This window comes from Alistipes senegalensis JC50, from assembly GCF_025145645.1.
Lineage (GTDB): Bacteria > Bacteroidota > Bacteroidia > Bacteroidales > Rikenellaceae > Alistipes > Alistipes senegalensis.
The window spans coordinates 3,717,415-3,741,140 of record NZ_CP102252.1; the positions used below are offsets into that span (position 1 = coordinate 3,717,415).

Consider the following 23,726-nt stretch of genomic DNA (forward strand, 5'->3'; position numbering starts at 1 on the left):
CTATCTCTTTTCGGGAATCACTTTCGCGCCGTTGCGCAGCTTTTGCTGCCCGGCGACCACGATCCGTTCGCCCGGTTCCAGCCCCTCGTCGATGCACCACAGCGCGCCGTAGGTGTCGCCCGGGATGACGCGGCGGTAGTGCGCCGTGCTGTCGGCCGCGACTACCCACACCGAACTGAGGCCCTGGGCCTGGCTCACACCCTGCTGAGGTACGACGACACGCGGCCGCACGGGGCCCACGTTGGCCTCCACGCGGGCGAACTGCCCGGGCTTCAGCGCCTCGTCGGGATTGGGGAACATCACCACCAGCACCAGCGTTCCCGTGGTGCTCGACACGTCCTTGCGCGTATAATCGTAGCGTCCCTCGTGGGGATACTGCGTGCCGTCGGCCAGCACGAGGCGGATGTTCGAGAGCAGCCCCTCGTTGTCATAGATCGAGGTCCGGTTGCCGGCATAGCGCAGGTATTGCGACATCGGGATCGCCACGTCCACGGTCACCGTGTCGATGTTCGACACGGTCGTCAGCACGCTGAACTGCGTGCCGGGACCCACGTAGTCGCCCACGTGCGCCGCCGTGTGTTCGACGATGCCGTCGATCGGAGAGCGCAGTTCGGCATAGCCGACGTTCATCCGGGCGCTGCTGAGCGTCTGTTCGGCGGCGCGTACCGAGGCTTCGGCGGCCTTCCATTGCGCGGTGTACTGGTCCAGCTGCGCCTGGCTGATGGCATTGATCTTTGCCAGCGGCACCGCACGGTCGTAGTTGTTGCGCGCTTCGATGGCCTGCGCCCGAGCCGATTCCAGCTGGGCTTCGGCCGCCAGCATCGAGGTCGAAAGCTGGTCGGGGTCGATGGTGAACAGCAGCTGCCCCCGTTTGACGGGCATGCCGTTGCTGTAACGCTTCGACGACAGGTAGCCGTTCACGCGCGGCTGGATCACGGCGTCGAAATTGCTCGCAAGGTAGCCGATGAAACTCATCCGGTTGGGAACGGAGTCCACGACGGCCTCGGCCACCTCGACCCGCAGGGGAGGCATCTCCTGCCGGGAAGCATGTTTTCCGCAGCCCGCGAGGAGCGCTGCAAAGAGGCCGGCTGTAAGGTAGAATTTATCCATAGAAGGGGATGTTTTACCCCCGGACGAGGGCAAAAAACGTACCGTCACCCCCGTAAAACGGACTTTTTTAATGAAAAAACGCTGTTTTTTCGTGTCCCGGGAGATGGAGTTTAGAATATTTTTATATCTTTGCGTTGATAACAAACCCAATTAACAAATAAAACCATGAAAGAATTAGTAGCAAAAATCAACGCAGAGTTCGAGGTATTTGCAGCCAACGCAGCTGCTCAGGTCGAGAAGAACAACAAGGCTGCCGGCACCCGCGCACGCAAATCGGCCCTGGAGCTTTCGAAGCTGATGAAGGAGTTCCGCAAGGTTTCCGTAGAGGCTGCGAAATAATTCGAACCCGAATTTCGCAATAAAGGCTGTCCGCAAGGACAGCCTTTATTGTTTTCAGTTCAGTTCAATTCCGTAACGCCGGAACACCTCCATATCTTCGGGCCGGAGTCCCGTCTTGCGGTAGGGTACCGCTTCGTTGTGGTCGTTCAGATAGCGACGCGGGGCCGTGCGGTCGAAATCGGGACTCACGAGCGACACCTTCGTCGTGAGGAACCGCCCCCGGATCGAAGCCATGTCGGCCATGGTGTGAAACAATGCGTGCGTCGTGGCCGGAGCCGTCGCATTGGCCTCGGCGGCGGCGACCTTTTCGGGGAAGCGTTCCCGGTAGCTCTCCGAGAACCACGCCAGCGACGCCACGTAGAGCTGATAGGCCGTAGTGGTGGGCGAGGCGTGAAGGAAGCGCTCCCGGTGGTCGTCGATCAGGTCTTCTCCGTGGTCGGCGCAGTAGAGCAGCGCCGAGGAGGTGTTTTCGAGCGACCCGAGGTAGTCGATGATCTTCGACAGCACGTAATCCGTATAGCGGACCGAATTGTCATAGGCGTTGACCAGCATCGGCCGGTGCTGTTTGGCGATCGCCACATCGTTGTCGGGCTGGAAATATGCGAACTCCCGCGGGTAACGCTGGTGATAGCTGAAATGAGACCCGTAGCAGTGGAGAATGAAGAAAAGTTTCCGGGAGGTGCTTTTTTCGATTGCCTTGCGCATCTCGTCGAGCAGCTGCGTGTCGTGGCGCGGCGAACGGATGTAAATCAGATGCTTGGCGTCATGGGCCAGATGGTCGATCATGGCGCCCTGCCGCGACTGGTTGGAGATGAACCACGTGTCGAAGCCCGCCTCGTTGAACAGCGCCGGAAGTCCCTTGCGGCGGTACAGTTCGTCGTGTTCGTCGGTGGCCACCGACGAAAGGATCAGCGGCACGCTCTTGTGCGTGGTGTTGCTCTGGGTCAGCACGTCGCGGAACACCACCAGCCCCTCTTCCTGCGACAGCAGGGGATTGGTCTCGCGCCCGTAGCCGTAGAGCTGCCAGTTCATGGCCCGCGAGGCTTCACCTATAATATATACATAGACCTCGCGTCCGGGGACTTCGGCCGTGCGCTCGGCTTCGTAGCTGAATCCGGCGGAGGTCTTTTCGTAGTTGAACGACTTGCGGAATTCCGAGCCGCTCAGTCCGAGGTTGTAGAGAACGTTCAGGGGGAAGATTTCGTCGCGCAGCACGTGCCGATCCTCGCTCACATGGTAGGCGGGCCACAGGGCCAGCAGTCCCAGCGCGAAGAGCGCCGCACCGGTCAGTCCGATGTTCATGCGCGCCGTGCGCGTGATGTAGCGTTTGTGGCCGATCTCGCGCGCCGCGAGCCACAGCAGCGGCAGGTAGATGACGCATACCAGCACCACCGAAGGGTAGATGTTGCCCAGCAGTTCGCCCGCCTCGCCCGGATTGGTCGTCAGGAGGTTGGTGAACATGTCGGTGGCGATGATCGAGTTGCCGAAGAGGTATAACAGCACGATCTGGAAGGCGCAGAAGAAGATGAACGGGAACGCCAGCCAGATCATCACGCCCGAACGGCGCAGGGCCACGCTCCACATCATGTAGAATCCCAGCGGCATGAGGATCAGCGCCTCGACGGTCCACACCGAATAGGGTTCGGTGTTGGCCAGCACGCAGTTGGGAATGATCAGCGCCACGAAGAAATAGACGGTCAGCAGCGTCGTGAAGCGGCTGCGGGTCTTGACCGTTTGCCGTCTGTTTTTCCGGTTCGTATCAGCACTCATAAGCCAAATAGCTCTAAAAAGCCTCGTTGATGCTCAGCAGGAATCCGCTTGTCTTCTTGCCGAATCCGTAATCGAGGCGAACGTTAACTCTTTTTTTGAGCTCCCACCGGAAGCCGATTCCGTAGTTGGGGAGCGTCTGCGACCAGTCGAATTCGCCGAGCGACGGAAACACGTTGCCCGCACCGCCCCAGACCGCGCATCCGATCCGCCGCCAGATCCGCTGGCGCAGTTCGATCTGCAAGGTGATCATGTCGTTGTCCGTATAGCGGCCCTGGTAATAGCCGCGCATCCGCTGGCTGCCGCCCAGCCGGGCGAGCATCGGCCACGGCGTGCCGTCGGTGTTGAACACCGCGTAGAGGTCGGCGGCGAGGATGCCGTCTTTCCACACCCGCTGGTAGGCATCGGCCGTGAAAGTCGTGCGCCACAGCGTTTTGCCGCAGTTTCCGAGCCCCTTCGGGAAAAGCGTCTCCTGAAAACTCACGTAGAGACCCCGGAACGGATTGGGAATGAAGTCGCGCGAATCGTATTCGAGGATCGCTCCGATGCCCGTCGCCGTATAATGCAGCTTTTCTCCGTGCAGATACTCCTGCTTGGAGAATTTCAGACCCCGCGTGTGTTCGAAACTCACCAGTCCGCCGACATAGGTATGGGGCAGGAACTCGTGCAGATAGCGCCCTTCGACCAGATAGCGTTTTTCGGAATAGGTGCTTTCGGGATTGTGGCGCCCCGCATCATAGCCGATGCCCCAGAAACTGCGGGGCGCCGAGGCGAACATCACCGTATAGTTCAGACGGCGTTTGTTGTGCGAGAAAATGGTGTTTCCCGTCACGCCCAGCGCATAGAACCCCGACACCGAAACGTTGGCGAAGATCGAGATGTCCGACGGCGCCGTGATCGAATCCGTACGGTCGAGGCGGAACAGTCCCGCCGCCAGCAGACCGATGCCGAAGCTCGTGTTCTTCGAATAGCTGGGGCCTCCGGCGAAGGTGAAGTCGATCTTCTTTTCGAAGGTCTTGTCGGTGGTCGATTCTCCGAAGTAATCGACTACGCGGCGCAGGAAAGGTTTCCTTCGGGGAGCCTCCTGCGGCAGCGGGGTGTAGGTGTAGTGCAGCGTGTCGCCGTCTGCAACACGGGTGCCCTCCTGGGCCCGCCCCGTGAGGAGCGAACCTGAGAGCACGAGGATCAGGACAACGATTCTGCGCACCATCGAGATCTATTTGTACTTCTCGACGGTCTGGTAGAAAGCCTCCTTGTCCGCGTCGGAGAGGATGCCCTTGCGCACGAACACCAGTTCGCCCTCCTTCGATACGATCATCAGCACGAACTGGTTGTTGCAGTCGCCCAGCCCCCAAGCCTTGCTCAGGATGCGGTCCTGATCGGCCAGCACCGTGGCGCCGTTCGAGGCCGTGCGTTTCTTGGCCATGCTGCGGGCCATGCCGTTGGGTACCATCGGGGCGTCCTTGAGGTTCATCACCCCGAAGCCGTAGATGTTTTCGCCCGACGCGCGTCCGTTCTTTTCCAGTTCGATGGTGAAATCCTCGTTCTGTTTGTGGCGGTCGGGGTCCACGTAGAATATCATCAGGTTCTTTTCGCCGAAATGGGGCAGTTTGGCCGGTTTTCCGTCCAGGTCGAGCACCTCGACGTTCTGCACCTTGCGGGGCAGTTCCTGCGCCGCGGCGGCCGATGCGGTCAGCGCGAAAGCCGCCAGCATCACGATCACTTTCATCTTCATTACGTTCTGTTTTTGCGGTTTCTAACGAAAACAAATCGTGTCAAAGATACGACATTTCTCCGAACATCGGGAATGTCGGCACTCCTATTTATTGTCCGATTGGTCACTTTTTTCTACCGGCAGCGGCTATGGCGGTGTCGAATCCGTAAAATCCGCCTCCCGAGATGATCAGGAAGACATAGACGCCGAGCCATACGAACTCCTGTTCCCCGGCTCCGAATCCGCCCCAGACGAACATCAGGAGAATGCCCGCCGCCATCAGAAATGCCGCAGGACGCACCCACAGCCCCATGATGATAAGCACGGCCAGCAGCACTTCGACGACCGTCACGATGACGAACACGGCGGCGGGCTCGATGTGAAGCAATGCCGGATATGATCCGATTATTTCGTTGTAGTTCTGTATTTTGCCGATGTTGTGAAACAACATCATGGCGCCCGTGAACAACCGCATGTAGAACACGGCCCAGTCCATACGGCGGTATTCTCCGATCCGTCCTGTCATTTTCTTCTCCATATCCCCGGGTCCTGCAATTCGCGTTCCGAAAAATTCGCTATCTTTACGGCATGGAACCGAAAACAAGAATCTTATTCGTCTGTTTGGGCAATATCTGCCGCTCTCCGGCCGCCGACGGCATCATGCACGACCTCGTGGAGAAGCGGGGATTCGCCGACCGTTTCACGATCGACTCGGCGGGCACCTACGGAGGCCACCGGGGCGAACTGCCCGATCCGCGCATGCGGAGCGCGGCTTCACGCCGCGGCTATGCGCTGACGCACCGTGCGCGGCAGGTGAGCGAAGCGGATTTTGACCGCTTCGACATGATCGTCGGGATGGACGACATGAATTACGAAACGCTGTATCGCATGGCGCCCTCCCCCGAGGCCGCCCGCAAGATATTCCGCATGACGGAGTTCTGCCGCCGCCATCCCGACCGCACCTATGTTCCCGACCCCTATTATGAGGGACACGAGGGTTTCGAGCTGGTGCTCGACATGCTGGAGGACGGCTGCGAAGGGATTCTGGAATATCTTAGAAATCCAGTCCGAAACTGATGCTGTACGTATTGCGCAGGAGCGTGTGCTTCTTGGCGAAAAGATAGGCGAAGTCCAGCCGCAAGTGGAGGATGCGCACGCCGGCGCCGACGGTCCAGTAGCTCGGATAGTAGTCGCGCCGCTCGCCGTAGTGGTAACCCGTGCGCAGTTGGACCAGTTGCATCAGGTTGTATTCGGCACCCACCGACATTTGGAATCCGCGGACCGACGACGGCGAGAAATAGTATCCCAGGTCGGTGCCGACGGTGATTTCGTGCGCATCGGTGAGGAACGTGTCGAGGGCCGCCCCGACGGTGAAATCCATCGGCAGCGTGTAGTCCGTATCGTGGACGTATCCGCCCAGATTGCCCAGCTTGGCACCTGCGCGCAACGTCGAGTAGCTGCCGACGTTCTCCAGCGGCAGCTGGTAGGCGGCGCTGAGATCCACGGCCAGGGCGTCGGCCGAAATCTCCGGGCGTTTCAAGTGCATGTAACGCGCCACGATGCCCAGAGCCCAGTTGTCGCCCATGCGGCGCGAATAGCCCAGATCGACGGCCATGTCGTTGTTGCCGTGTTCGCGGAGATACTGGCGCCAGCCGATCTGCGCGAGGTTGACGTTGTCGAAGCGGCAGAAGCCCGACACGGCGTAATAGTCTATATCTTCTTGCCCGTAGTAGGACGACGAAATCTGCGACGGCATGCGCGAAAAAACCGCCATCGCCGAGTTGTTGTAGATGGCGTGCGAGCCCGAAAGGGTGGTCATCATCAAGCCGCCCATGCCGATCGCCTTGGCGTCGGGACTGGGGAGCGTCGCCTCAATTCTTTGGGCGTATGTCTGGAATACGGCCAAGGCCGCGATCAAGGTTACGAGTCGTTTCATAATTACAAATATAGTAAAATGCAAAATGAATTGCATCCGGTCCGACAGAACCATTCAACTGCAAAAAGCGTCGTTACGGCGTCAAAGATAACAAAAAAATGCAAGTTGCGACAATTACGGCATACGCTCCGTTTTCGTGCCGTGATTGTCTGCGGCGCTTCGGACGCGAAAAGAAGGCTTCCTGCGGAATAAACAAAAGTGCCCGACAAGTTTACTTGAACGGACACTTTTGTTTTCAGAAGATGCTTTGCGGCATCCTTTCTTTTCGCTTCTCTCAGCTTCTTAGCAGTTCATCGCGCCGCAGCAGTGGATGACCTGACCGCTGACATACGACGAAAGATCCGAAGCGAGGAACAACGCCACCTTGGCAACGTCCTCGGGCGTGCCGCCGCGGCGCAGCGGAATCTGCTTGTACCAGCCCTCTTTCACCTCGTCGGGCAGCTTGGCGGTCATTTCGGTCATGATGAAGCCGGGGGCGATGGCGTTGGCACGGATACCTCGCGGGCCCATCTCCTTCGCAATGGATTTAGCCAATCCGATCATGCCGGCCTTCGACGCCGAGTAGTTGCACTGTCCGGCGTTGCCGCTGACACCCACCACCGACGACATGTTGATGATCGAGCCGCCTTTCTGCCGCGCCATGACGGGCGTTACGGCGTGGATGAAGTTGAACGCCGATTTGAGGTTCACGGTCAGCACGGCATCCCACTGAGCCTCGGACATGCGCATCATCAGGCCGTCTTTCGTGATTCCGGCGTTGTTGACGAGGATGTCGATGCGTCCGAAATCCTTCACGATCTGGTCGATGACCTGATGCGTCTCTTCGAAATTCGCGGCGTTCGAGGCGTATCCTTTGGCCTTTACGCCCAATGCGGCGATCTCGGCCTCGGTGGCTTTGCCGTTCTCGTCGATCACGAGGTCGGTGAACGCCACGTCGGCACCCTCTTTGGCGAATTCGAGTGCGATGGCCTTGCCGATGCCGCGTGCGGCGCCGGTCACAACGGCCACTTTTCCATCCAGTAATTTCATAATGTTATACTTTTTAAGGTAATATCTGCCAATTTTGCGGCACAAAGATAGTGCAAGGCGAGAGGAATGCCAAATTTATTTGAGCATTTCCGAGCCGCAGCCTATCTAAGGCGAAGCCAAAAATAGTACAAGCCGAGGGCAAATGCAAACTTCGTTTGCGGTTTTGCCGAGGCGCAGCCTATCCAAGACCGGGTTTTGCCCGGTCAAATATAGGAAAAATATCTTAAACCGTTTTTCGACGAACCCATTTTCGGCATTTTTGCTTATCTTTACCCGCTGTAAAAGCATTTCACAAAATCCCTAACGATAATGAAAAGAGATTCCCAGATTTTCGATTTGATTGCCGCCGAGCGCAGCCGCCAGATGCACGGCATCGAGCTGATCGCCTCGGAGAACTTCGTCAGCGACCAGGTGATGGAGGCCATGGGCTCGGTTTTGACCAACAAATACGCCGAAGGCTATCCCGGCGCCCGCTACTACGGAGGCTGCGAGGTCGTGGACAAGGTCGAGTCGCTGGCCATCGAGCGCATCTGCAAGCTCTACGGCGCGGAATACGCCAACGTGCAGCCCCACTCGGGCGCGCAGGCCAACATGGCCGTTTTCTTCGCCTGCATGCAGCCGGGCGACACTTTCATGGGGCTGGACCTCGCACACGGAGGGCACCTCTCGCACGGTTCGCCGGTCAACATGTCGGGCAAATACTTCCGGGCAGTAGGCTACCAGCTCGACGAGAAGACCGGCACGATCGACTACGACGCCATGGAGCGTAAAGCCCTGGAGTGCAAGCCCAAACTGATCGTCGGCGGCGCCTCGGCCTATTCGCGCGAATGGGACTACAAGCGCATGCGCGAGATCGCCGACAAGGTGGGGGCCCTGCTGATGGTGGACATGGCCCACACGGCCGGACTGATCGCCGCCGGGCTGCTGGACAACCCCGTGAAATACGCCCATATCGTCACCTCGACGACCCACAAGACCCTGCGCGGACCCCGCGGCGGCATTATCCTGATGGGCAAGGATTTCGAGAATCCCTGGGGGCAGACCACGCCGAAGGGCGCCGTGAAGATGATGTCGCAGATCCTCAATTCAGCCGTATTCCCGGGCATCCAGGGCGGTCCGCTGGAGCACGTCATCGCCGCCAAGGCCGTGGCTTTCGGCGAGGCGCTGGAGCCTGCCTACAAGGAGTATCAGACTCAGGTGCAGAAGAACGCCGCCGCGATGGCCGCCGCTTTCGTGAAGCGCGGTTACAAGATCGTATCGGGCGGTACGGACAACCACCTGATGCTGGTCGATCTGCGGACGAAATTCCCCGAACTGACGGGCAAGCTGGCCGAGAAATGCCTCGTGGCCGCCGACATCACCACCAACAAGAACATGGTGCCGTTCGACAGCCGCTCGCCGTTCCAGACCTCGGGTCTGCGCTTCGGCACCCCGGCCATTACGACCCGCGGTCTGAAGGAGGACAAGATGGATTACATCGTCGAGCTGATCGACCGCGTGCTGCACGATCCGGAGAACGAGGCGAATATCGCCGCCGTCCGCAAGGATGTGAACGCCCTGATGGCCGACTATCCGCTTTTCGCGTGGTAAGATGAAAGAGGTTATCGACTTCTTCCGCCGCCTGCACGACGACAATACCCGGGAGTGGTTCGACGCCCACCGCGCCGAATGGACCCGGGTGAAAGGGCGGTTCGCGGATTTCACCGGACAGTTGATCGAGGGCATCTCGTCGTTCGATCCTACGGTGCGGGGCCTGCGTCCGCAGGACTGCACCTACCGGATCGCCCGCGACACGCGCTTTTCGAACGACAAGTCGCCCTACAAGACCCATATCGGAGCCTACATCGCCCCGAAGGGCAAGAAATCGGGCTTCGCGGGATACTATTTCCACATCGAGCCCTGCGCCGATTCGCTGGTGGGGTGCAACCTGCTTTCGGCGGGTCTTTACTGCCCCGAACCGACGGTGCTGCGATCGGTGCGGGAGGAGATTCTCGATAACGGTGCGGAGATCGAGGCGGCCGTCGGCAAGGCCCGGGGATTCCGGCTCTACGAAGGCAACAAGCTCAAACGCATACCGACAGGATTTCCCGCCGACAGCGAATACGCCGAGATGTTGAAATTGAAGGATTTTTACCTCGAACGGCCGATCACCGAAGAGTACCTGCTCGCTCCGGACCTGCTGGAGCGCACCGTCGAGGAGTTCCGCCGTACGCAGCCGTTCATCGCCATTCTGAACCGCGCCGTGCAGTACGCCTACGACGAAATGATGTAGCATGAAACGGTTGATTTTACTTGCCGCGCTATGGATTGCGACGACGGCCGGCGCACAGGAGATCCGAAAGGAGACTTTCGCCTATGCCGTCCGCGAGTCGGATACGCTGAGGCTGGACCGCTATGCCGCCCTCACGCCCGACAGTCGGAAAAGACCCTGCCTGATGTTTCTCTTCGGCGGCGGTTTTATGACCGGAACGCGGGATAACCGCCGTTTCCGGCCCTTCTTCGACTACTACGCCCGCAAGGGTTTCGTCGTCGTTTCGATCGACTACCGGCTGGGGATGAAGCGGGCGAAAGCGGCCGGCCTGCTCGATGAGGCTCATTTCGCGCAGGCGCTGGATTCGACGCTCTCGATGGCGATGGAGGACCTCTACGACGCTACGGCCTATGTCTGCGAACGCATGTCCGATGTCGATCCCACCCGAATCGTAACGTGCGGATCGAGCGCCGGGGCCATCACGGTCCTGATGGGCGAATACGGACTGTGCAACGGTCATCCGCTGACCCGCGGCAAGTTCGGTCGGGACTTCGGCTACGCCGGGGTCATCGCCTTCGCGGGGGCTGTTTGCGATCGCCGGGATACGCTGCGCTGGGACCGCGATCCTGCACCGATGATGCTTTTCCACGGCGACGCCGACCGCAACGTTCCCTACGGCAAGATCGGCTTTGATGGGGTGTGGCTCTTCGGATCGGAAAGCATCGCCGAAGATCTCGCGCACCGCGGAATTCCGTATTGGTTCCATTCCGTGTCCGACACCGATCATTCGATGGCGTGGCGGCCGATGCGGGAAAACCGTGCGGAGATCGACGCATTCCTCGAAAAACTGGTCTTCGGCGGACAGCGGCAGGCGGTCGAAACCCGCATAAGGCCGCTCGACACTCCCCGGAAGCCGAAAGACTTCAAGATCGCCGACTACATCGACGCCAACTACGGCCACTAAAGCGCCTCCCGGCGCATGAAAAATCCGCAGTCCTCTTTCCGAAGACTGCGGATTTTTTCGTCGCCCGGACGGAGATTCACTCCACGGTCACCGATTTGGCGAGGTTGCGGGGCTGATCGACGTTACGGCCCTTGTAAACCGCAATGTAATAGGCCAGCAATTGCAACGGCACCGATACTACGACCGGCATGAGACATTCGGCGATGACCGGAACCTCGATCACGTAATCCGCCGAACGGCGCACCTGCTGGTCGTCACGGGCGACGACGGCGATGATCTTGCCGCCCCGGGCCCGAATCTCCTCGATATTCGAGGCGCTCTTTTCGTAAGTGTGATCCGGCGTGGCGATGGCTACGGTAGGCATTTCGGCGTCGATCAGCGCGATGGGGCCGTGCTTCATCTCGGCGGCGGGGTAGCCCTCGGCGTGAATGTAGGAGATCTCTTTGAGTTTCAAGGCGCCCTCCAAAGCCGTAGGGTAGTTGTATCCGCGGCCCAGGTAGATGAAATTGTGGGCGTAGGTGAATATCTTCGCCAGGTCGGCGACCTGCGGCGCGACCTTCAACACCTCCTCCAACGTTTCGGGCAGGTGGAGCAGGGCGCTCGAAACTTCGTGGTAATATGCGTCCGAAACAGTTCCCTTTTCGCGACCCACGGCCAGCGCCAGCATCGCCATCACGGTCACCTGCCCGGTGAAAGCCTTCGTCGAGGCGACGCCGATTTCGGGACCTACATGGATATAGGCCCCCGAATCCGTCGCCCGGGCGATGGACGATCCCACGACATTGCAGATACCGAAGACGAAAGCCCCGGCCTTGCGGGCCAGCTCCACGGCGGCCAGCGTGTCGGCCGTCTCTCCCGACTGCGACACGGCGATCACGATGTCGTCCTCGCGGATGATGGGGTTGCGGTAGCGGAACTCCGAGGCGTATTCCACCTCGACCGGGATGCGGCAGATCGACTCGATGAGGTGTTCGCCGATCAGCGAGGCGTGCCACGAGGTGCCGCACGCCACGAAGATGATGCGCCGGGCGGCGAGGAATTTGTCGCGGTGGTCGATCACTCCCGAGAGCTTCACCTCGCACGTGTCGGGATTGATGCGCCCGCGGATGCAGTCCACGAGCGTCGAGGGCTGTTCGTAAATCTCCTTGAGCATGAAATGGGGATAGCCGCCCTTTTCGAGCTGCGAGATGGAGAGCTGGAGCTTGCGGATGTCGATCTTCCCCTCGTGGTTGTCCAGCGTCACGACTTTCAGGGGTTTGTCGCGTTCGATCACGGCGATCTCCCCGTCGCCCACATAGACGAAATCCTGCGTGTATTCGATGATCGACGCGGCGTCGGACGAGAGGAAATACTCGCCCTCGCCGATGCCCACGACCATCGGACTGCTCTGCCGTGCGGCGATGATCCGGTCGGTGTTTCCCTTCTCGACGACGGCGATGGCATAGGCCCCGACCACCTGACGGAGCGCCTGCTGCACGGCTTCGAACAGCGTGCAGCCGTTCGTCCGGCGGACGTATTCGATCAGATTCACCAGCACTTCCGAATCGGTGCTGCTGCGGAACGTGTAGCCGTTCTCGACGAGCGCGTCTTTCAGTACGCGGTAGTTTTCGATGATGCCGTTGTGTATCAGGGCGATCTGCTCCGATTCGGAGTAGTGGGGATGGGCGTTGGCGTCGTTCGGAACCCCGTGCGTGGCCCAGCGCGTGTGGGCGATGCCGATGGTTCCGCCGAGGTCCTTGCCTTCGAGGAAGTGTTCCAGGTCCGAGACCTTGCCTTTGCATTTGAAAACGTGAAGGGCCCCCGTCGCATTGACCAGCGCGATGCCCGCGCTGTCGTAACCCCGGTATTCGAGGCGGTGCAGACCCTTCACCAGAATCGGGCAGGCGTCACGCCGGCCGACATATCCTACAATTCCGCACATCTGTTTTTTTCGTTTTGTCCGGGATAAAAATAGTAAAATATTTTACGAATACCGGCAAAAAGAGGGCGGGAATTTACACCCGCCCTGTCGATTTTTTGGAAACAAAACTGTTTTTCAATCGGTTACCTGACGTATTTCCGAATCTCCTCCACGATTGCGGCATTGCCCGCTACGATCGAGATGCCGCGGTCGCGGCGGAGTTCGCAGACGACGCCTCCAGCCTCCCGCAGAATCAGTTCGGCGGCGCAGATGTCCCATTCGTGGAGCGCCAGCTCCCAATAGCCGTCCAGCAGTCCCGCGGCGACGCAGCTGATGTCGTAGGCCGCCGCTCCCAGCCGCCGGACATCCCGCACGTAGGGGATGATCCGGGCGATGTTGTCGCTGTTGTTGTCCGGATTCACGTCCTTGTCGTAGGGAAACCCCGTGGCGATCACCGATGTGGCGAGCGTCCGTTTCTCCCCGACGCGAATGCGTTCGGGCTCCCGCGAAGCGTATTGCAGATGCGCTCCGCCGCCCTTTACGGCGGTGAACAACTCTCCCAAATACGGGGCATAGACTACGCCCACGACCGTTTCGCCCTTGTGTTGCAGGGCGATCGAGACCGCGAAAACGGGCAGTCCCTGACTGTAATTGGTCGTACCGTCCAACGGATCGACCACCCAGCGCCAGTCGCTCTCCGCACAGCCGCGGCTGCCACCCTCCTCGCCCAGAATGGCGTGGTCGGGATAGCGCTCCGCGATCATCCCGGCGATCAGTTCTTCGCTCTCCTTGTCAGCGCGCGTCACCACGTCATAGACGTTGGATTTGGTCCGCACGGCGAGTTCGTCGCCCCGGAAATAGGCGAGCTGTATCTTCCCGGCCTCCCGGGCCATCCCCACGGCAAATTCCAGCAGTTCGTCGTACATCGGCTGTCAGCTTTCGGCGAAATACTTGTAAAACAGCGGAATGGTCTCCACGCCCTTGTCAAACTGTTCGAGTCCGTAACTCTCGTTCGGCGAGTGGATGGCGTCCTCGGCCAGCCCGAATCCGATCAGGATCGACTTGATGCCCAGAATCGACTCGAACCCGCTGATGATCGGAATCGAACCGCCCGAATAGAAGGGCAGGGGCTTTTTGCCGAAGGTCGCTTCGACGGCCTTTTCTGCCGCCTTGTAGGCCGGCATATCGGTCGGGGAGACGTAGGGCATGCCGCCGTGAAGCGCCTTCACCGTCACTTTCACGCTCTTGGGCGCAATGGCGTTGAAATGCTTTTCGAAGAGCTCCGAAATCTTGCGGTAGTCCTGGTTCGGGACCAGGCGCATCGAAATCTTGGCCGAGGCTTTCGCGGGGATCACCGTCTTGGTGCCTTCACCTGTGTAGCCGCCCCAGATGCCGTTGACATCGAGCGACGGACGCACACCCGTGCGTTCCAGCGTCGTGTAGCCCGCTTCGCCCTCCACATCGCCGATTTCCAGCGATTTTTTATAGTTTTCCATATCGAACGGTGCCTTGTTGAACGCCTCGCGCTCCCCGGGCGTCAGTTCGCGCACATCGTCGTAGAAGCCGGGGATCGTCACACGGCCGCTATCGTCTATCAGACTGGCCACCAGCCGCGTCAGCACGTTGGCCGGATTGGCCACAGCACCGCCGAAGAGCCCCGAGTGGAGGTCCTTGTTCGGCCCCGTCACTTCAACCTCCATGTAAGCCAACCCGCGCAAACCGCATGTGATAGAGGGCGTTTGCATCGAGATCATCGAGGTGTCCGACACCAATATAATATCGGCTGCGAGCATCTCCTTGTTCTGCTCGCAGAAGCCGTAAAGGCTCGGCGAACCGATCTCCTCCTCGCCTTCCAGCATGAATTTGACGTTGCAGGGCAGCGTGTCCGTGGCACACATCGCCTCGAAAGCCTTGGCGTGCATCCACAACTGGCCCTTGTCGTCGTCCGCTCCGCGGCCCCAGATGCGGCCCTCCTTGATGACGGGCTCGAACGGCTCCGTGCGCCACTCGCCGCGCGGGTCCACGGGCATCACGTCGTAGTGGCCATAGACCAGCATCGTTTTGGCCTTCGGATCGACGATCTTTTCGGCATAAACCACCGGATTGCCCTCCGTGGGCAGTACATCGGCACGGTCGGCGCCGGCCTTGGCAAGCGCCGCGGCGAGGAACTCCGCGCAACGCTGCATGTCGGGTTTGTGTTCGCTCTGCGCGCTGATCGACGGAATACGCAGAAGATCGAACAACCCGCTAATAAACCGTTCCTTATTCTCCTTTATATAAACTTTTGCTTTATCCATTCGCTTACTTGATTTTTTGCAATACGTAATTCTCCGCCAACGCTCCCGTGACGGGTTGTTTCTCGGCGTCGAGCATGCGCAGCCGGTTTTCCTCTACCTTGTAATACTCTTCCGATCCGTCGTCGAGCTGAGTCAGGGTCAGCAGATTTTCCTTGACGCTGAAAACGCCTTTTTCGTCGAACTCAGCGTCGCGGTCGATGTATTTCATGTGCAACTCGTATGTCCCGTCGGGATTGAGCGTCAGCGTCGTTTGGATTCCCGGGCAGTCCGCCGCCGGCAGGGTGCCTTCGTAGGTGCCCAGGTAGTCGAGCGACGTTTCGGCGGTGTGCATGTCGGGCGCCGCCGCGGTCGTAGTCTGCGTTTCGGCGGCAGTTTTCTTTTTCGGGGCGTTTCCGCCGCAGGCGACCAGCGCGAGGGCTGCGGCAAGGATCAATACGTTCTTTTTCATGGTCTTAGATATTAGATATGACAGATTTCTTTGATTTCAGCAATGAACCGCTGCGCCAGCGCGTCGGCCTCGTCCATCGACTTGGCTTCGGTGTAGACGCGGATGATCGGCTCGGTGTTCGATTTGCGCAGGTGAACCCAGTTCTCCGGGAAGTCGATTTTTACGCCATCTATATCGTTCACGTTTTCACCCGCATAACGGGCCTTCACTTCACGCAGCACTTTATCCACGTCGATAGCCGGCGTCAATTCGATCTTGTTCTTCGAAGCGTAGTACGAAGGGTAGGTCGCACGCAGCTGGGTCATGGTCATTCCCTTCTTCGCCAGCCACGTCAAAAAGAGTGCCGTGCCCACCAGCGCATCGCGTCCGTAGTGCAGTTCGGGGTAGATGACTCCGCCGTTGCCCTCGCCGCCGATCACGGCGCCGACCTCCTTCATTTTCGTCACGACGTTGACCTCGCCGACAGCCGAAGCGTAGTATTTGCCTCCGTAACGTTCAGTAACGTCGCGCAGGGCCCGCGACGAGGAGAGGTTCGAGACCGTGTTGCCGGGCTTTTCGGAGAGGATGTAGTCGGCGACGGCCACCAGCGTGTATTCCTCGACGAACATCGAACCGTCTTCCGAAACGAATGCCAGCCGGTCCACGTCGGGATCGACCACGATGCCCACATCGGCCTTTTCGCGCACGATCACCTCCGAAATCTCCGTGAGATTCTGCGGCAGCGGCTCGGGGTTGTGGGCGAATTCGCCCGTCGGCTCGCAGTTCAGCTCCACGACCTCGCAGCCCAGCTCGCGCAGCAGCTTCGGCATGACGACTCCGCCCACCGAGTTCACGGCATCGACTACCACCTTGAAACGGCGTTTGCGCACAGCTTCGGCATCGACCAGCGGCAGCGCCAGCACGCGGCGGATATGCTCGTCGTTGAAATCCTCGCGCGAAAGGACATGTCCGATAGCGTCGATCGCGGGGTAGTCGTAATCCTCCTCCTCGGACATGGCCAGCACCTGCTTGCCCTCGGCGTCGTTCAGGAATTCGCCGTCGGAGTTCAGCAGTTTCAGGGCGTTCCATTGGCGGGGGTTGTGCGAGGCGGTGATGATGATACCGCCGTCGGCCTTTTTCGTGATGACCGCCATTTCGGTTCCCGGGGTGGTGCACAACCCGACGTTGATGACATCGGCGCCGCAGGCCAGAAGGGTTCCTTCGACGAGATTCGAGACCATTTCGCCCGAAATCCGGGCGTCGCGTCCTACGACTATGGTAAGTTTTTTGCCCGGTGTGCGGCGGGCGATCAGACGCACGTAGGCCGTGGTGAATTTCACGACATCGGGCGGCGTCAGATTCTCCCCCGCGGGGCCTCCGATAGTGCCCCGGATGCCCGAAATGGATTTGATAAGAGTCATGTTTTATTCGGTTTTGGATATACTTTATATTTATGAAAAATTAGCGTCGAAGTTTTGATATTCGAGGTAAATATATTACTTTTATGCCAATTATGGAAATTAAAAAACGACAATTATGAGGACGATTCCCGCTTCCGAATTGATAATCAACGACGACGGTTCGATATTCCATCTCCACCTGCTTCCCGAGCAGCTGGCCGACACCGTGATATTGGTCGGCGATCCCGGCCGAGTGGCCCTCGTGGCCGGATTTTTCGACACGAAGGAGTGCGAAGTGGCGAACCGCGAATTCAAGACCGTGACGGGGACCTACAAAGGCAAGCGCATGACGGTCCTTTCGACCGGCATCGGCATCGGCAATATCGACATCTGCGTCACGGAGCTCGATGCGCTGGCCAACGTCGATTTCGCCACGCGGCAGGAGAAGGCCGTGAAAAAACAGCTTACGCTGGTCCGCCTCGGCACCTCGGGGGCCATTCAGCCCGACATCAAGGTCGGTGAATTCGTCTTTTCGCGCACCTCGTGCGGTTTCGACGGTCTGCTGAGCTACTACAAGGGCCGCGACGCAGTCTGCGATCTGGCGCTCGAAGAGGCTTTCGTAAAGCACACGGGCTGGTACGAGAAGATGCCGCGACCCTATTTCGTCGATGCCGACAAGACGCTTTTCGAGCATTTCAGCGACGTTACGCGCGAGGGCATCACCATCGCCGCCCCGGGCTTTTACGCCCCGCAGGGCCGCTGGGTGCGTCTCGAACCGCACGACGCGCATCTGAACGAGAAGATCGAGTCGTTCGGCTACGAAGGCCGCCGCATCACCAATTTCGAAATGGAGGGTTCGGCGCTGGCCGGGCTCGCGGCGCTGATGGGCCACCGCGCCGCCACGATCTGCACGATCATCGCCCAGCGCATCGCGCAGGACGTGAACACGGACTACAAACCGTTCGTGAAGGAGATGATCCGGACGGCCCTCGACAAACTGGCTATTTTAGAGTAAAAAACCATAAACAGAAAAAACAGAGAAAAACGTATGAAATTTTCCGTATCAAGCTCGGCACTGCTTTCGCTCCTGGCCACCACCGGCAAGGTTATCAGCAATAAGAACACGCTTCCCATTCTGGACTACTTCCTGATGGAACTCAACGGCAACACCCTGAAAGTCACGACTTCGGACCTCGAAACGACCCTGATCGGCTCGATCGAGGTGGACAGCGTGGAGAGCGAGGGCACGATCGCCGCGCCGGCCAAACTGATGCTCGACTCGCTGAAAGAGTTTCCCGAGCTGCCGCTCGTGATCGACGTTAACGACAAGAACTGGGAGATCAAGATCAACTGGAAGAGCGGTTCGCTCTCGATCCCCGGAGCCAGCGCCGTGAGCTATCCCGCCGTGCCGCAGCTGAGCGCCGAAAAGAAAGAGCTTTCGATGGACGTGGACACGCTCGTCAACGGCATCAACAAAACCATCTTCGCCACGGCCGACGACGAACTGCGCCCCGTGATGAACGGCATCTATATCAATCTGGCGCCCAATGCGCTGACGTTCGTGGGCACCGACGCCCACAAGCTGGTGAAATACGAGTCCGAGACCCCCAACGAGGTGACTGCCTCGTTCATCCTGCCCAAGAAGCCCGCCAACCTGCTGAAATCGGTGCTGCTGAAGGAGGACGACGCGATCGAGATGGCGTTCGATTCGAAGAATGCCCTGTTCAAGCTCAAGAGCCATACGCTCGTATGCCGCCTGATCGAGGGCAACTACCCGAACTACAACGCCGTGATCCCGGCCAACAACCCCAACAAGGTGCTGGTGGACCGCATCGAACTGGTCAACGGCATCAAGCGCGTGGCCGTCTGCTCGAATCCCACGACGAACCTCATCCGCATGGACATCGCCGACAACAAGATCAACCTCACGGCCCAGGACATCGACTTCTCGGTGTCGGCCAACGAGACGATTTCGTGCAGCTACGACGGTCAGCCCATTTCGATCGGCTTCAAATCGACGTTCCTCGTCGAGATCCTCTCGAACATGGAGACCCCGACGGTGGTGGTGGAGCTGGCCGATTCGACCCGTGCCGGCGTCTTCAAGCCCGTATACGACGACAAGCAGTCGAGCGCGACGCTCATGCTGCTGATGCCGATGATGATCAACGCATAACGGCGGCCAGATGAAGCTGAACCTCAAACGACCGATCATCTTCTTCGACCTCGAAACCACCGGCATAGACACCGCAAAGGACCGCATCGTCGAAATTTCGATGGTCAAGGTCATGCCCGACGGCGAGGAGATCACCAAAACCCGCCGGATAAATCCCGGAATGCACATTCCCGAGGAGGCTACGGCCGTACACGGCATCACGGACGAGGACGTGAAGGAGTGCCCGACGTTCGCGCAGGTCGCCAAGTCGCTCGAACAGTTCATCCGGGGCTGCGACTTCGGCGGTTTCAACTCGAACCGCTTCGACCTCCCGGTGCTGGTCGAGGAGTTCCTGCGGGCGGGTGTCGATGTGGATTTCAAACGCCGCAAGTTCGTTGACGTACAGAACATCTTCCACAAGAAGGAGCAGCGGACGCTGGTCGCGGCCTACAAGTTCTACTGCGACAAGAACCTCGAAGACGCCCACTCGGCCGAGGCCGACACGAAAGCCACCTACGAGGTGCTGATGGCCCAGCTGGACCGTTACGACGACCTGGAAAACGACATCGACAAGCTGGCCGAATACTCGTGCCGCGCCGAAGCGGCGGACTACGCCGGGCGCATCCTCTTCAACGAAAAGGGCGAGGAGGTCTTCGGATTCGGCAAGTACAAGGGACGTTCGGTGGCCGAGGTGTTCCGCATCGAACCCAGTTACTATGCGTGGATGATGAACGGCGATTTCCCGCTCTACACCAAGAAGGTCATCACCGAAATCCGGATGCGCGATAAACTGAAATGACGATGAAACGACTCTGTGCCACAGCCCTGACGATCGCGTGGGCTCTCTGCGCCCTTGCGGCGGAGAAGTCCGGAACGATCGTCTACATCAACGGCTCGAAGTACTACATCCACACCGTCCAGCCAGGAGAAACGCTCTACGGACTTTCGAAAACCTACGGCGTGGGCGAGAAGGTGATCCTCGAAAACAACCCTTCAATCGCCCGCGGGCTGAAAACGGCCGAAAACATCAAGATACCTTTCGTGAGCGACGTTCCCGAGCCGAAGTCGGACAGGAAACTGCGCAAGACCTTCGATTTCCATTTCGTGTCGAAGGGCGAAACGCTTTACGCCATTTCGCGGCAGTATGAAATTCCCGTGAAAACCCTTCTGGAGGACAACCCCAACCTCGATCCGCTGCACATGCGCCTCGGGGAACGCATCCTGATCCGCAAGAAGCAGATCGGTTCGGAGGACGAAGCCGGCACGAAGGAGCAGTGGGAGGAGTACCGCCAGTCGCTGAACAGCGTGGCCGACGAGGGTACGGCCTATCACATCGTCCATCCGGGCGAAACGTTCTACTCGCTGTCGCGCCGCTTCGGGATTACGGAGACCGAGCTCAGCGCGCTCAACGACGGACTGAAACCCGCGGACCTCAAAGCCGGGGCGATGATCAAAATCCCGCAGCCGGACGGCGCCGTGACGGCGGAAGCTGCCGACAGCCTGCGCCGGGACAGCGTGGCCGCCTCGGAACGGCAGGTCGTTCCCGTCGAATTCCGCGCCCTGCGCCGCAGCGAACCGCTTCATGTGGCGCTGCTGCTGCCCATCGCCACGGGCGGCGAGGCCAACGGCAATTACCTGGAATTCTATCAGGGATTCCTGCTGGGGCTCGACAGCGTTAAAATCCGGCAGGGCATTTCGGCAGAGGTTCATCTCTACAACACGGCCCGCGACACGGCCCGCATCCGCGAGATCGTCGAGCGGGACGAGGCGTTCCGCAAATCGGATCTGATCGTCGGACCGGTCTACGAAGAGGGGCTCACTCCGATAATCCGCTTCGCCGAGGAGAAAAAGGTGCCCGTGGTGTCTCCGCTGGCGCATATCGTCAACCATAACAGCGACGTGCTGTTCCAACTGGCGCCCGATCCGGCTCACAAATACGAGAAAGCGGGGGATCTGGTGGGCGGCGACAAGCACGTGACGCTGATCTACACCGCCTCGACCGACAAGGAGTTCGAGCGCGAGATACTGGCGCTGCTGGGCGACTCGGAATACTCCCGCTACACCTATAAATACGAGCATCCGTCGGCGCGTTCGGCCAACAGCCCGAGCGACCTCACGCCGCTGCTGGAGAACGGGCAGGACAACCTTTTCGTGATCCTGTCGGACAACAGCGTCGATGTGGAGCGGATTCTCGCGGCCCTGGCGTCGGCCGATACGAGCATCACGAGTCGCGGACGCACGACGCCCCGTTTCTCGGTGCTGGGCAACCCGCGCTGGAACCGTTTCGGGGGAATCGACCGCGCCATCTATTTCAAGGACCGCGTGGTATTCTTCTCGACCTATCATGCCAAACGCGACTCCGAGGTGGTGAGGACCTTCGACAGCGCCTACATCCGCGCGTTCGGCGCGCTGCCGACGCTCTATTCCTACCGGGGTTACGACACCGCCGTGATCTTCGCCCCGGCCATGTACGGTGACATTGAGTACGACCTCGAAGACCGCCGCTATACGCCGTTGCAGACGACCTATCTGTTCGGACAAGGCGAGGGACGCGAAAACCACGTCAACCGCAACTGGATGCGTGTCAACTACAACAGCGACTTCACGATAACCATCGAATAGCAGAATCATGGCAACTTTGACCAACAATACGATCCCCGAGAAGACCATCGAGCGCCTGAGCGAATACCGCCGCACGCTGCTCGCCAGCCACAAGCAGGGCATCACGCACATTTTTTCGCACGTGCTGGCCGGCATCCACGGCATCACGGCCGTGCAGGTGCGCCGCGACCTGATGCTGATCGGATTTTCGAGCGATACGAAGAAGGGCTACGACGTGCAGGTGCTGATCGAATACATCAGCCGGATTCTCGACAGCCCCTCGCCGATGAACATCGCGGTGCTGGGCATGGGCCACCTGGGACAAGCCATCACCAAGTATTTCAACGGCAAGGGCCTCAAGCTGAAGATCACCGCGGCGTTCGATGTCGATCCCGAGAAGGTCGGCAAGACCATCGACGGCATTCCGTGCTACCACATGGATACTTTCGAGGAGGTGGTCGAAGACCGGGACATCTCGATCGTCATCGTCTCGTCGCCGACGAAGGTCGCCCCGACGCTCGTGCTGCCGATCATCAACGCCGGTATCAAGGGCGTGTTGAACTTCACCTCCACGCCGCTGAACTTCCCGCAGGGAATCATCGTCGAGAACTACGACATCACAACGCTGCTGGAAAAAGTCGCCTATTTCGTCAAAGAGAACGAGGAGAACAGCAATGCCTGAGAGGGAACAACAGGGCGGCATACGGGTATTCCACGGTTTCGACGCGCTTCCGCGCTTCGTCCATCCGGTCGTGACCGTCGGGTCTTACGACGGCGTGCACCGGGGACACCGGGCGTTGATCGAGCGACTTATCGCCGAAGCCCGCGCCATAGGGGGAGAGTGTGTCGTGCTGACTTTCGAGCCGCATCCGCGCATCACGCTCGGCAGGGACGAGGGGCTGCGGCTGCTGACGACCCTCGACGAAAAGATCGCCCTGCTCGGAGAACTGGGCGTGGACAATGTAATCGTCATCCCTTTCGACCGGGCTTTCAGCGCCCTGACGGGTGCGGAGTTCGTCGAGGAATACCTGATCGGAAAGGTCGGCGCCGAAACGCTCGTCGCGGGCTACAACCACCGCTTCGGCCACGACCGGCTCGACTGCGACGCCCTCGCGGCGACGGGACGACTGCGGGTCGTGAAAGTGGGACCGTGTACGGTTGACGGCGTACGTGTCAGCTCGACGCTGATCCGCCGGTTGCTGGAAGAGGGCAAGACCGAGGAAGCCGCCCGCCTAAGAGGCGCCCGCTTAAAAAGTTAGGGGATTGCTTTGACCTGCTCTGCCAAACTGAAAGCAAATAAAATAAGGAAAAATATGTTAAGCCACGATTGTCAGATACGGGTGTGGTACAAACACACCGATCAGATGGCCATTTGCCACCATTCGAACTACATCTGCTACTACGAAGCGGCCCGCAGCGAATTTCTGCGTGCGCTGGGCATGTCGTTCGCCGAGGTCGAACGGCGGGGCATCATGATGCCGATTCTCGAAGTGCAGTCCAAATACCGCAAGCCGGCCTATTTCGACGAGCTGCTCACGGTGCGCATCATCCTCCGGGAAATGCCCTCGACACGCATCAATTTCTTTTACGAAATCTACAACGAGCGGGGCGACCTGCTGAATACGGGCATGACCCAGCTGGGATTCATCCACAGCGATTCGCGTCGTCCCTGCCGCTGTCCCGAGTGGTTTCTCGACCTGCTCCGGAAGGAGTGGACCGAGGAGTAAACGCCCCGGCTATGTTGAAAAAACGGACCTTCCGCGATGGAAAGTCCGTTTCGTCTTATAGACTCAAAAAGAGCCGTGTCCCCGTCAGGACACGGCTCCGTCATTCGGCTCG

General features: G+C 59.4%; 24 protein-coding genes. 12 read left to right on the forward strand and 12 right to left on the reverse strand.

All coding sequences use genetic code 11. From position 1 onward, the window contains the following. On the reverse strand, positions 1 to 1,110 hold the full coding sequence (locus NQ519_RS14785) for an efflux RND transporter periplasmic adaptor subunit (protein WP_019150384.1): 1,110 nt from the start codon (positions 1,108 to 1,110) through the stop codon (positions 1 to 3). A gap of 165 nt (positions 1,111 to 1,275) precedes the next feature. On the opposite strand from NQ519_RS14785, the gene NQ519_RS14790 reads away from it, so the two are divergent. Then, positions 1,276 to 1,449: a histone H1-like protein Hc1 gene (locus NQ519_RS14790; protein ID WP_019150383.1), complete on the forward strand. Its 174-nt coding sequence runs from the start codon at positions 1,276 to 1,278 to the stop codon at positions 1,447 to 1,449. 54 nt (positions 1,450 to 1,503) lie between these two features. On the opposite strand, the gene NQ519_RS14795 is transcribed toward NQ519_RS14790, so the two are convergent. The 4 genes from NQ519_RS14795 to NQ519_RS14810 form a co-directional block, all read right to left on the reverse strand. Then, positions 1,504 to 3,219, reverse strand: coding sequence for a phosphoethanolamine transferase (locus NQ519_RS14795; protein WP_019150382.1), 1,716 nt, complete (start codon positions 3,217 to 3,219; stop codon positions 1,504 to 1,506). A gap of 13 nt (positions 3,220 to 3,232) precedes the next feature. After that, entirely contained in the window at positions 3,233 to 4,426 is a 1,194-nt protein-coding gene (locus NQ519_RS14800) for a BamA/TamA family outer membrane protein (RefSeq protein WP_019150381.1), read from the reverse strand. A gap of 6 nt (positions 4,427 to 4,432) precedes the next feature. Then, positions 4,433 to 4,951, reverse strand: coding sequence for a hypothetical protein (locus tag NQ519_RS14805; protein ID WP_019150380.1), 519 nt, complete (start codon positions 4,949 to 4,951; stop codon positions 4,433 to 4,435). A 103-nt stretch (positions 4,952 to 5,054) separates the two neighbouring features. Continuing rightward, on the reverse strand, positions 5,055 to 5,468 hold the full coding sequence (locus NQ519_RS14810; protein WP_019150379.1) for a DoxX family protein: 414 nt from the start codon (positions 5,466 to 5,468) through the stop codon (positions 5,055 to 5,057). Between the two features lie 50 nt (positions 5,469 to 5,518). On the opposite strand from NQ519_RS14810, the gene NQ519_RS14815 reads away from it, so the two are divergent. Further along, a complete protein-coding gene (locus NQ519_RS14815; RefSeq protein WP_026076447.1) occupies positions 5,519 to 6,007 on the forward strand; it encodes a low molecular weight protein-tyrosine-phosphatase in 489 nt (162 codons plus the stop codon). Here NQ519_RS14815 and NQ519_RS14820 read toward each other — a convergent pair. Together NQ519_RS14820 and fabG are read right to left on the reverse strand one after the other, a co-directional pair. Next, positions 5,985 to 6,866: a PorV/PorQ family protein gene (locus NQ519_RS14820; RefSeq protein ID WP_019150377.1), complete on the reverse strand. Its 882-nt coding sequence runs from the start codon at positions 6,864 to 6,866 to the stop codon at positions 5,985 to 5,987. The genes NQ519_RS14815 and NQ519_RS14820 overlap by 23 nt on opposite strands. Positions 6,867 to 7,148: 282 nt before the next feature. Further along, a complete protein-coding gene (gene fabG, locus NQ519_RS14825; RefSeq protein ID WP_019150376.1) occupies positions 7,149 to 7,895 on the reverse strand; it encodes a 3-oxoacyl-[acyl-carrier-protein] reductase in 747 nt (248 codons plus the stop codon). Positions 7,896 to 8,204: 309 nt separating this feature from the next. On the opposite strand from fabG, the gene glyA reads away from it, so the two are divergent. The 3 genes from glyA to NQ519_RS14840 are packed head-to-tail and all read left to right on the forward strand — an operon-like array spanning position 8,205 to position 11,110. After that, positions 8,205 to 9,485: a serine hydroxymethyltransferase gene (glyA, locus tag NQ519_RS14830; protein ID WP_019150374.1), complete on the forward strand. Its 1,281-nt coding sequence runs from the start codon at positions 8,205 to 8,207 to the stop codon at positions 9,483 to 9,485. Between the two features lies 1 nt (position 9,486). Next, complete coding sequence (locus tag NQ519_RS14835; RefSeq protein WP_019150373.1) at positions 9,487 to 10,167, forward strand: DUF2461 domain-containing protein; 681 nt, start codon at positions 9,487 to 9,489, stop codon at positions 10,165 to 10,167. Between the two features lies 1 nt (position 10,168). Next, entirely contained in the window at positions 10,169 to 11,110 is a 942-nt protein-coding gene (locus tag NQ519_RS14840) for an alpha/beta hydrolase family protein (protein WP_019150372.1), read from the forward strand. A 76-nt stretch (positions 11,111 to 11,186) separates the two neighbouring features. Here NQ519_RS14840 and glmS read toward each other — a convergent pair whose 3' ends face one another. From glmS to glmM, 5 genes are all read right to left on the reverse strand, one after another. Then, positions 11,187 to 13,031: a glutamine--fructose-6-phosphate transaminase (isomerizing) gene (gene glmS / locus NQ519_RS14845; RefSeq protein WP_019150371.1), complete on the reverse strand. Its 1,845-nt coding sequence runs from the start codon at positions 13,029 to 13,031 to the stop codon at positions 11,187 to 11,189. 122 nt (positions 13,032 to 13,153) lie between these two features. Next, the gene (locus NQ519_RS14850) at positions 13,154 to 13,936 is read right to left on the reverse strand and encodes an inositol monophosphatase family protein (RefSeq protein WP_019150370.1); all 783 of its coding nucleotides are present in this window, start codon (positions 13,934 to 13,936) and stop codon (positions 13,154 to 13,156) included. 6 nt (positions 13,937 to 13,942) lie between these two features. Next, a complete protein-coding gene (locus tag NQ519_RS14855; protein WP_026076446.1) occupies positions 13,943 to 15,307 on the reverse strand; it encodes a dipeptidase in 1,365 nt (454 codons plus the stop codon). A 4-nt stretch (positions 15,308 to 15,311) separates the two neighbouring features. Beyond that, the gene (locus NQ519_RS14860) at positions 15,312 to 15,755 is read right to left on the reverse strand and encodes a copper resistance protein NlpE (protein WP_019150368.1); all 444 of its coding nucleotides are present in this window, start codon (positions 15,753 to 15,755) and stop codon (positions 15,312 to 15,314) included. Between the two features lie 11 nt (positions 15,756 to 15,766). Beyond that, complete coding sequence (glmM, locus tag NQ519_RS14865) at positions 15,767 to 17,155, reverse strand: phosphoglucosamine mutase (protein ID WP_019150367.1); 1,389 nt, start codon at positions 17,153 to 17,155, stop codon at positions 15,767 to 15,769. 112 nt (positions 17,156 to 17,267) lie between these two features. On the opposite strand from glmM, the gene NQ519_RS14870 reads away from it, so the two are divergent. Genes NQ519_RS14870 through NQ519_RS14900 form a run of 7 tightly spaced genes read left to right on the forward strand, consistent with a single transcriptional unit; the run spans position 17,268 to position 23,614 of the window. Beyond that, positions 17,268 to 18,149, forward strand: a complete 882-nt coding sequence (locus NQ519_RS14870; RefSeq protein WP_026076445.1) for a nucleoside phosphorylase — start codon at positions 17,268 to 17,270, stop codon at positions 18,147 to 18,149. 33 nt (positions 18,150 to 18,182) lie between these two features. After that, positions 18,183 to 19,307 (forward strand): DNA polymerase III subunit beta, encoded by a 1,125-nt coding sequence (gene dnaN / locus NQ519_RS14875; protein WP_019150365.1) that lies wholly within the window; start codon positions 18,183 to 18,185, stop codon positions 19,305 to 19,307. Between the two features lie 10 nt (positions 19,308 to 19,317). Then, a complete protein-coding gene (locus tag NQ519_RS14880) occupies positions 19,318 to 20,085 on the forward strand; it encodes a 3'-5' exonuclease (protein ID WP_019150364.1) in 768 nt (255 codons plus the stop codon). Beyond that, positions 20,082 to 21,908, forward strand: coding sequence for a LysM peptidoglycan-binding domain-containing protein (locus NQ519_RS14885; RefSeq protein ID WP_019150363.1), 1,827 nt, complete (start codon positions 20,082 to 20,084; stop codon positions 21,906 to 21,908). Before NQ519_RS14880 ends, NQ519_RS14885 begins: the two co-directional genes overlap by 4 nt. A 7-nt stretch (positions 21,909 to 21,915) precedes the next feature. Continuing rightward, a complete protein-coding gene (locus tag NQ519_RS14890; protein WP_026076444.1) occupies positions 21,916 to 22,569 on the forward strand; it encodes a redox-sensing transcriptional repressor Rex in 654 nt (217 codons plus the stop codon). After that, complete coding sequence (locus NQ519_RS14895; protein ID WP_019150361.1) at positions 22,562 to 23,146, forward strand: FAD synthase; 585 nt, start codon at positions 22,562 to 22,564, stop codon at positions 23,144 to 23,146. The genes NQ519_RS14890 and NQ519_RS14895 overlap by 8 nt, the downstream gene beginning before the upstream one ends. Before the next feature lie 54 nt (positions 23,147 to 23,200). Next, positions 23,201 to 23,614, forward strand: a complete 414-nt coding sequence (locus NQ519_RS14900) for an acyl-CoA thioesterase (RefSeq protein WP_026076443.1) — start codon at positions 23,201 to 23,203, stop codon at positions 23,612 to 23,614. Positions 23,615 to 23,726 lie beyond the last annotated feature (112 nt).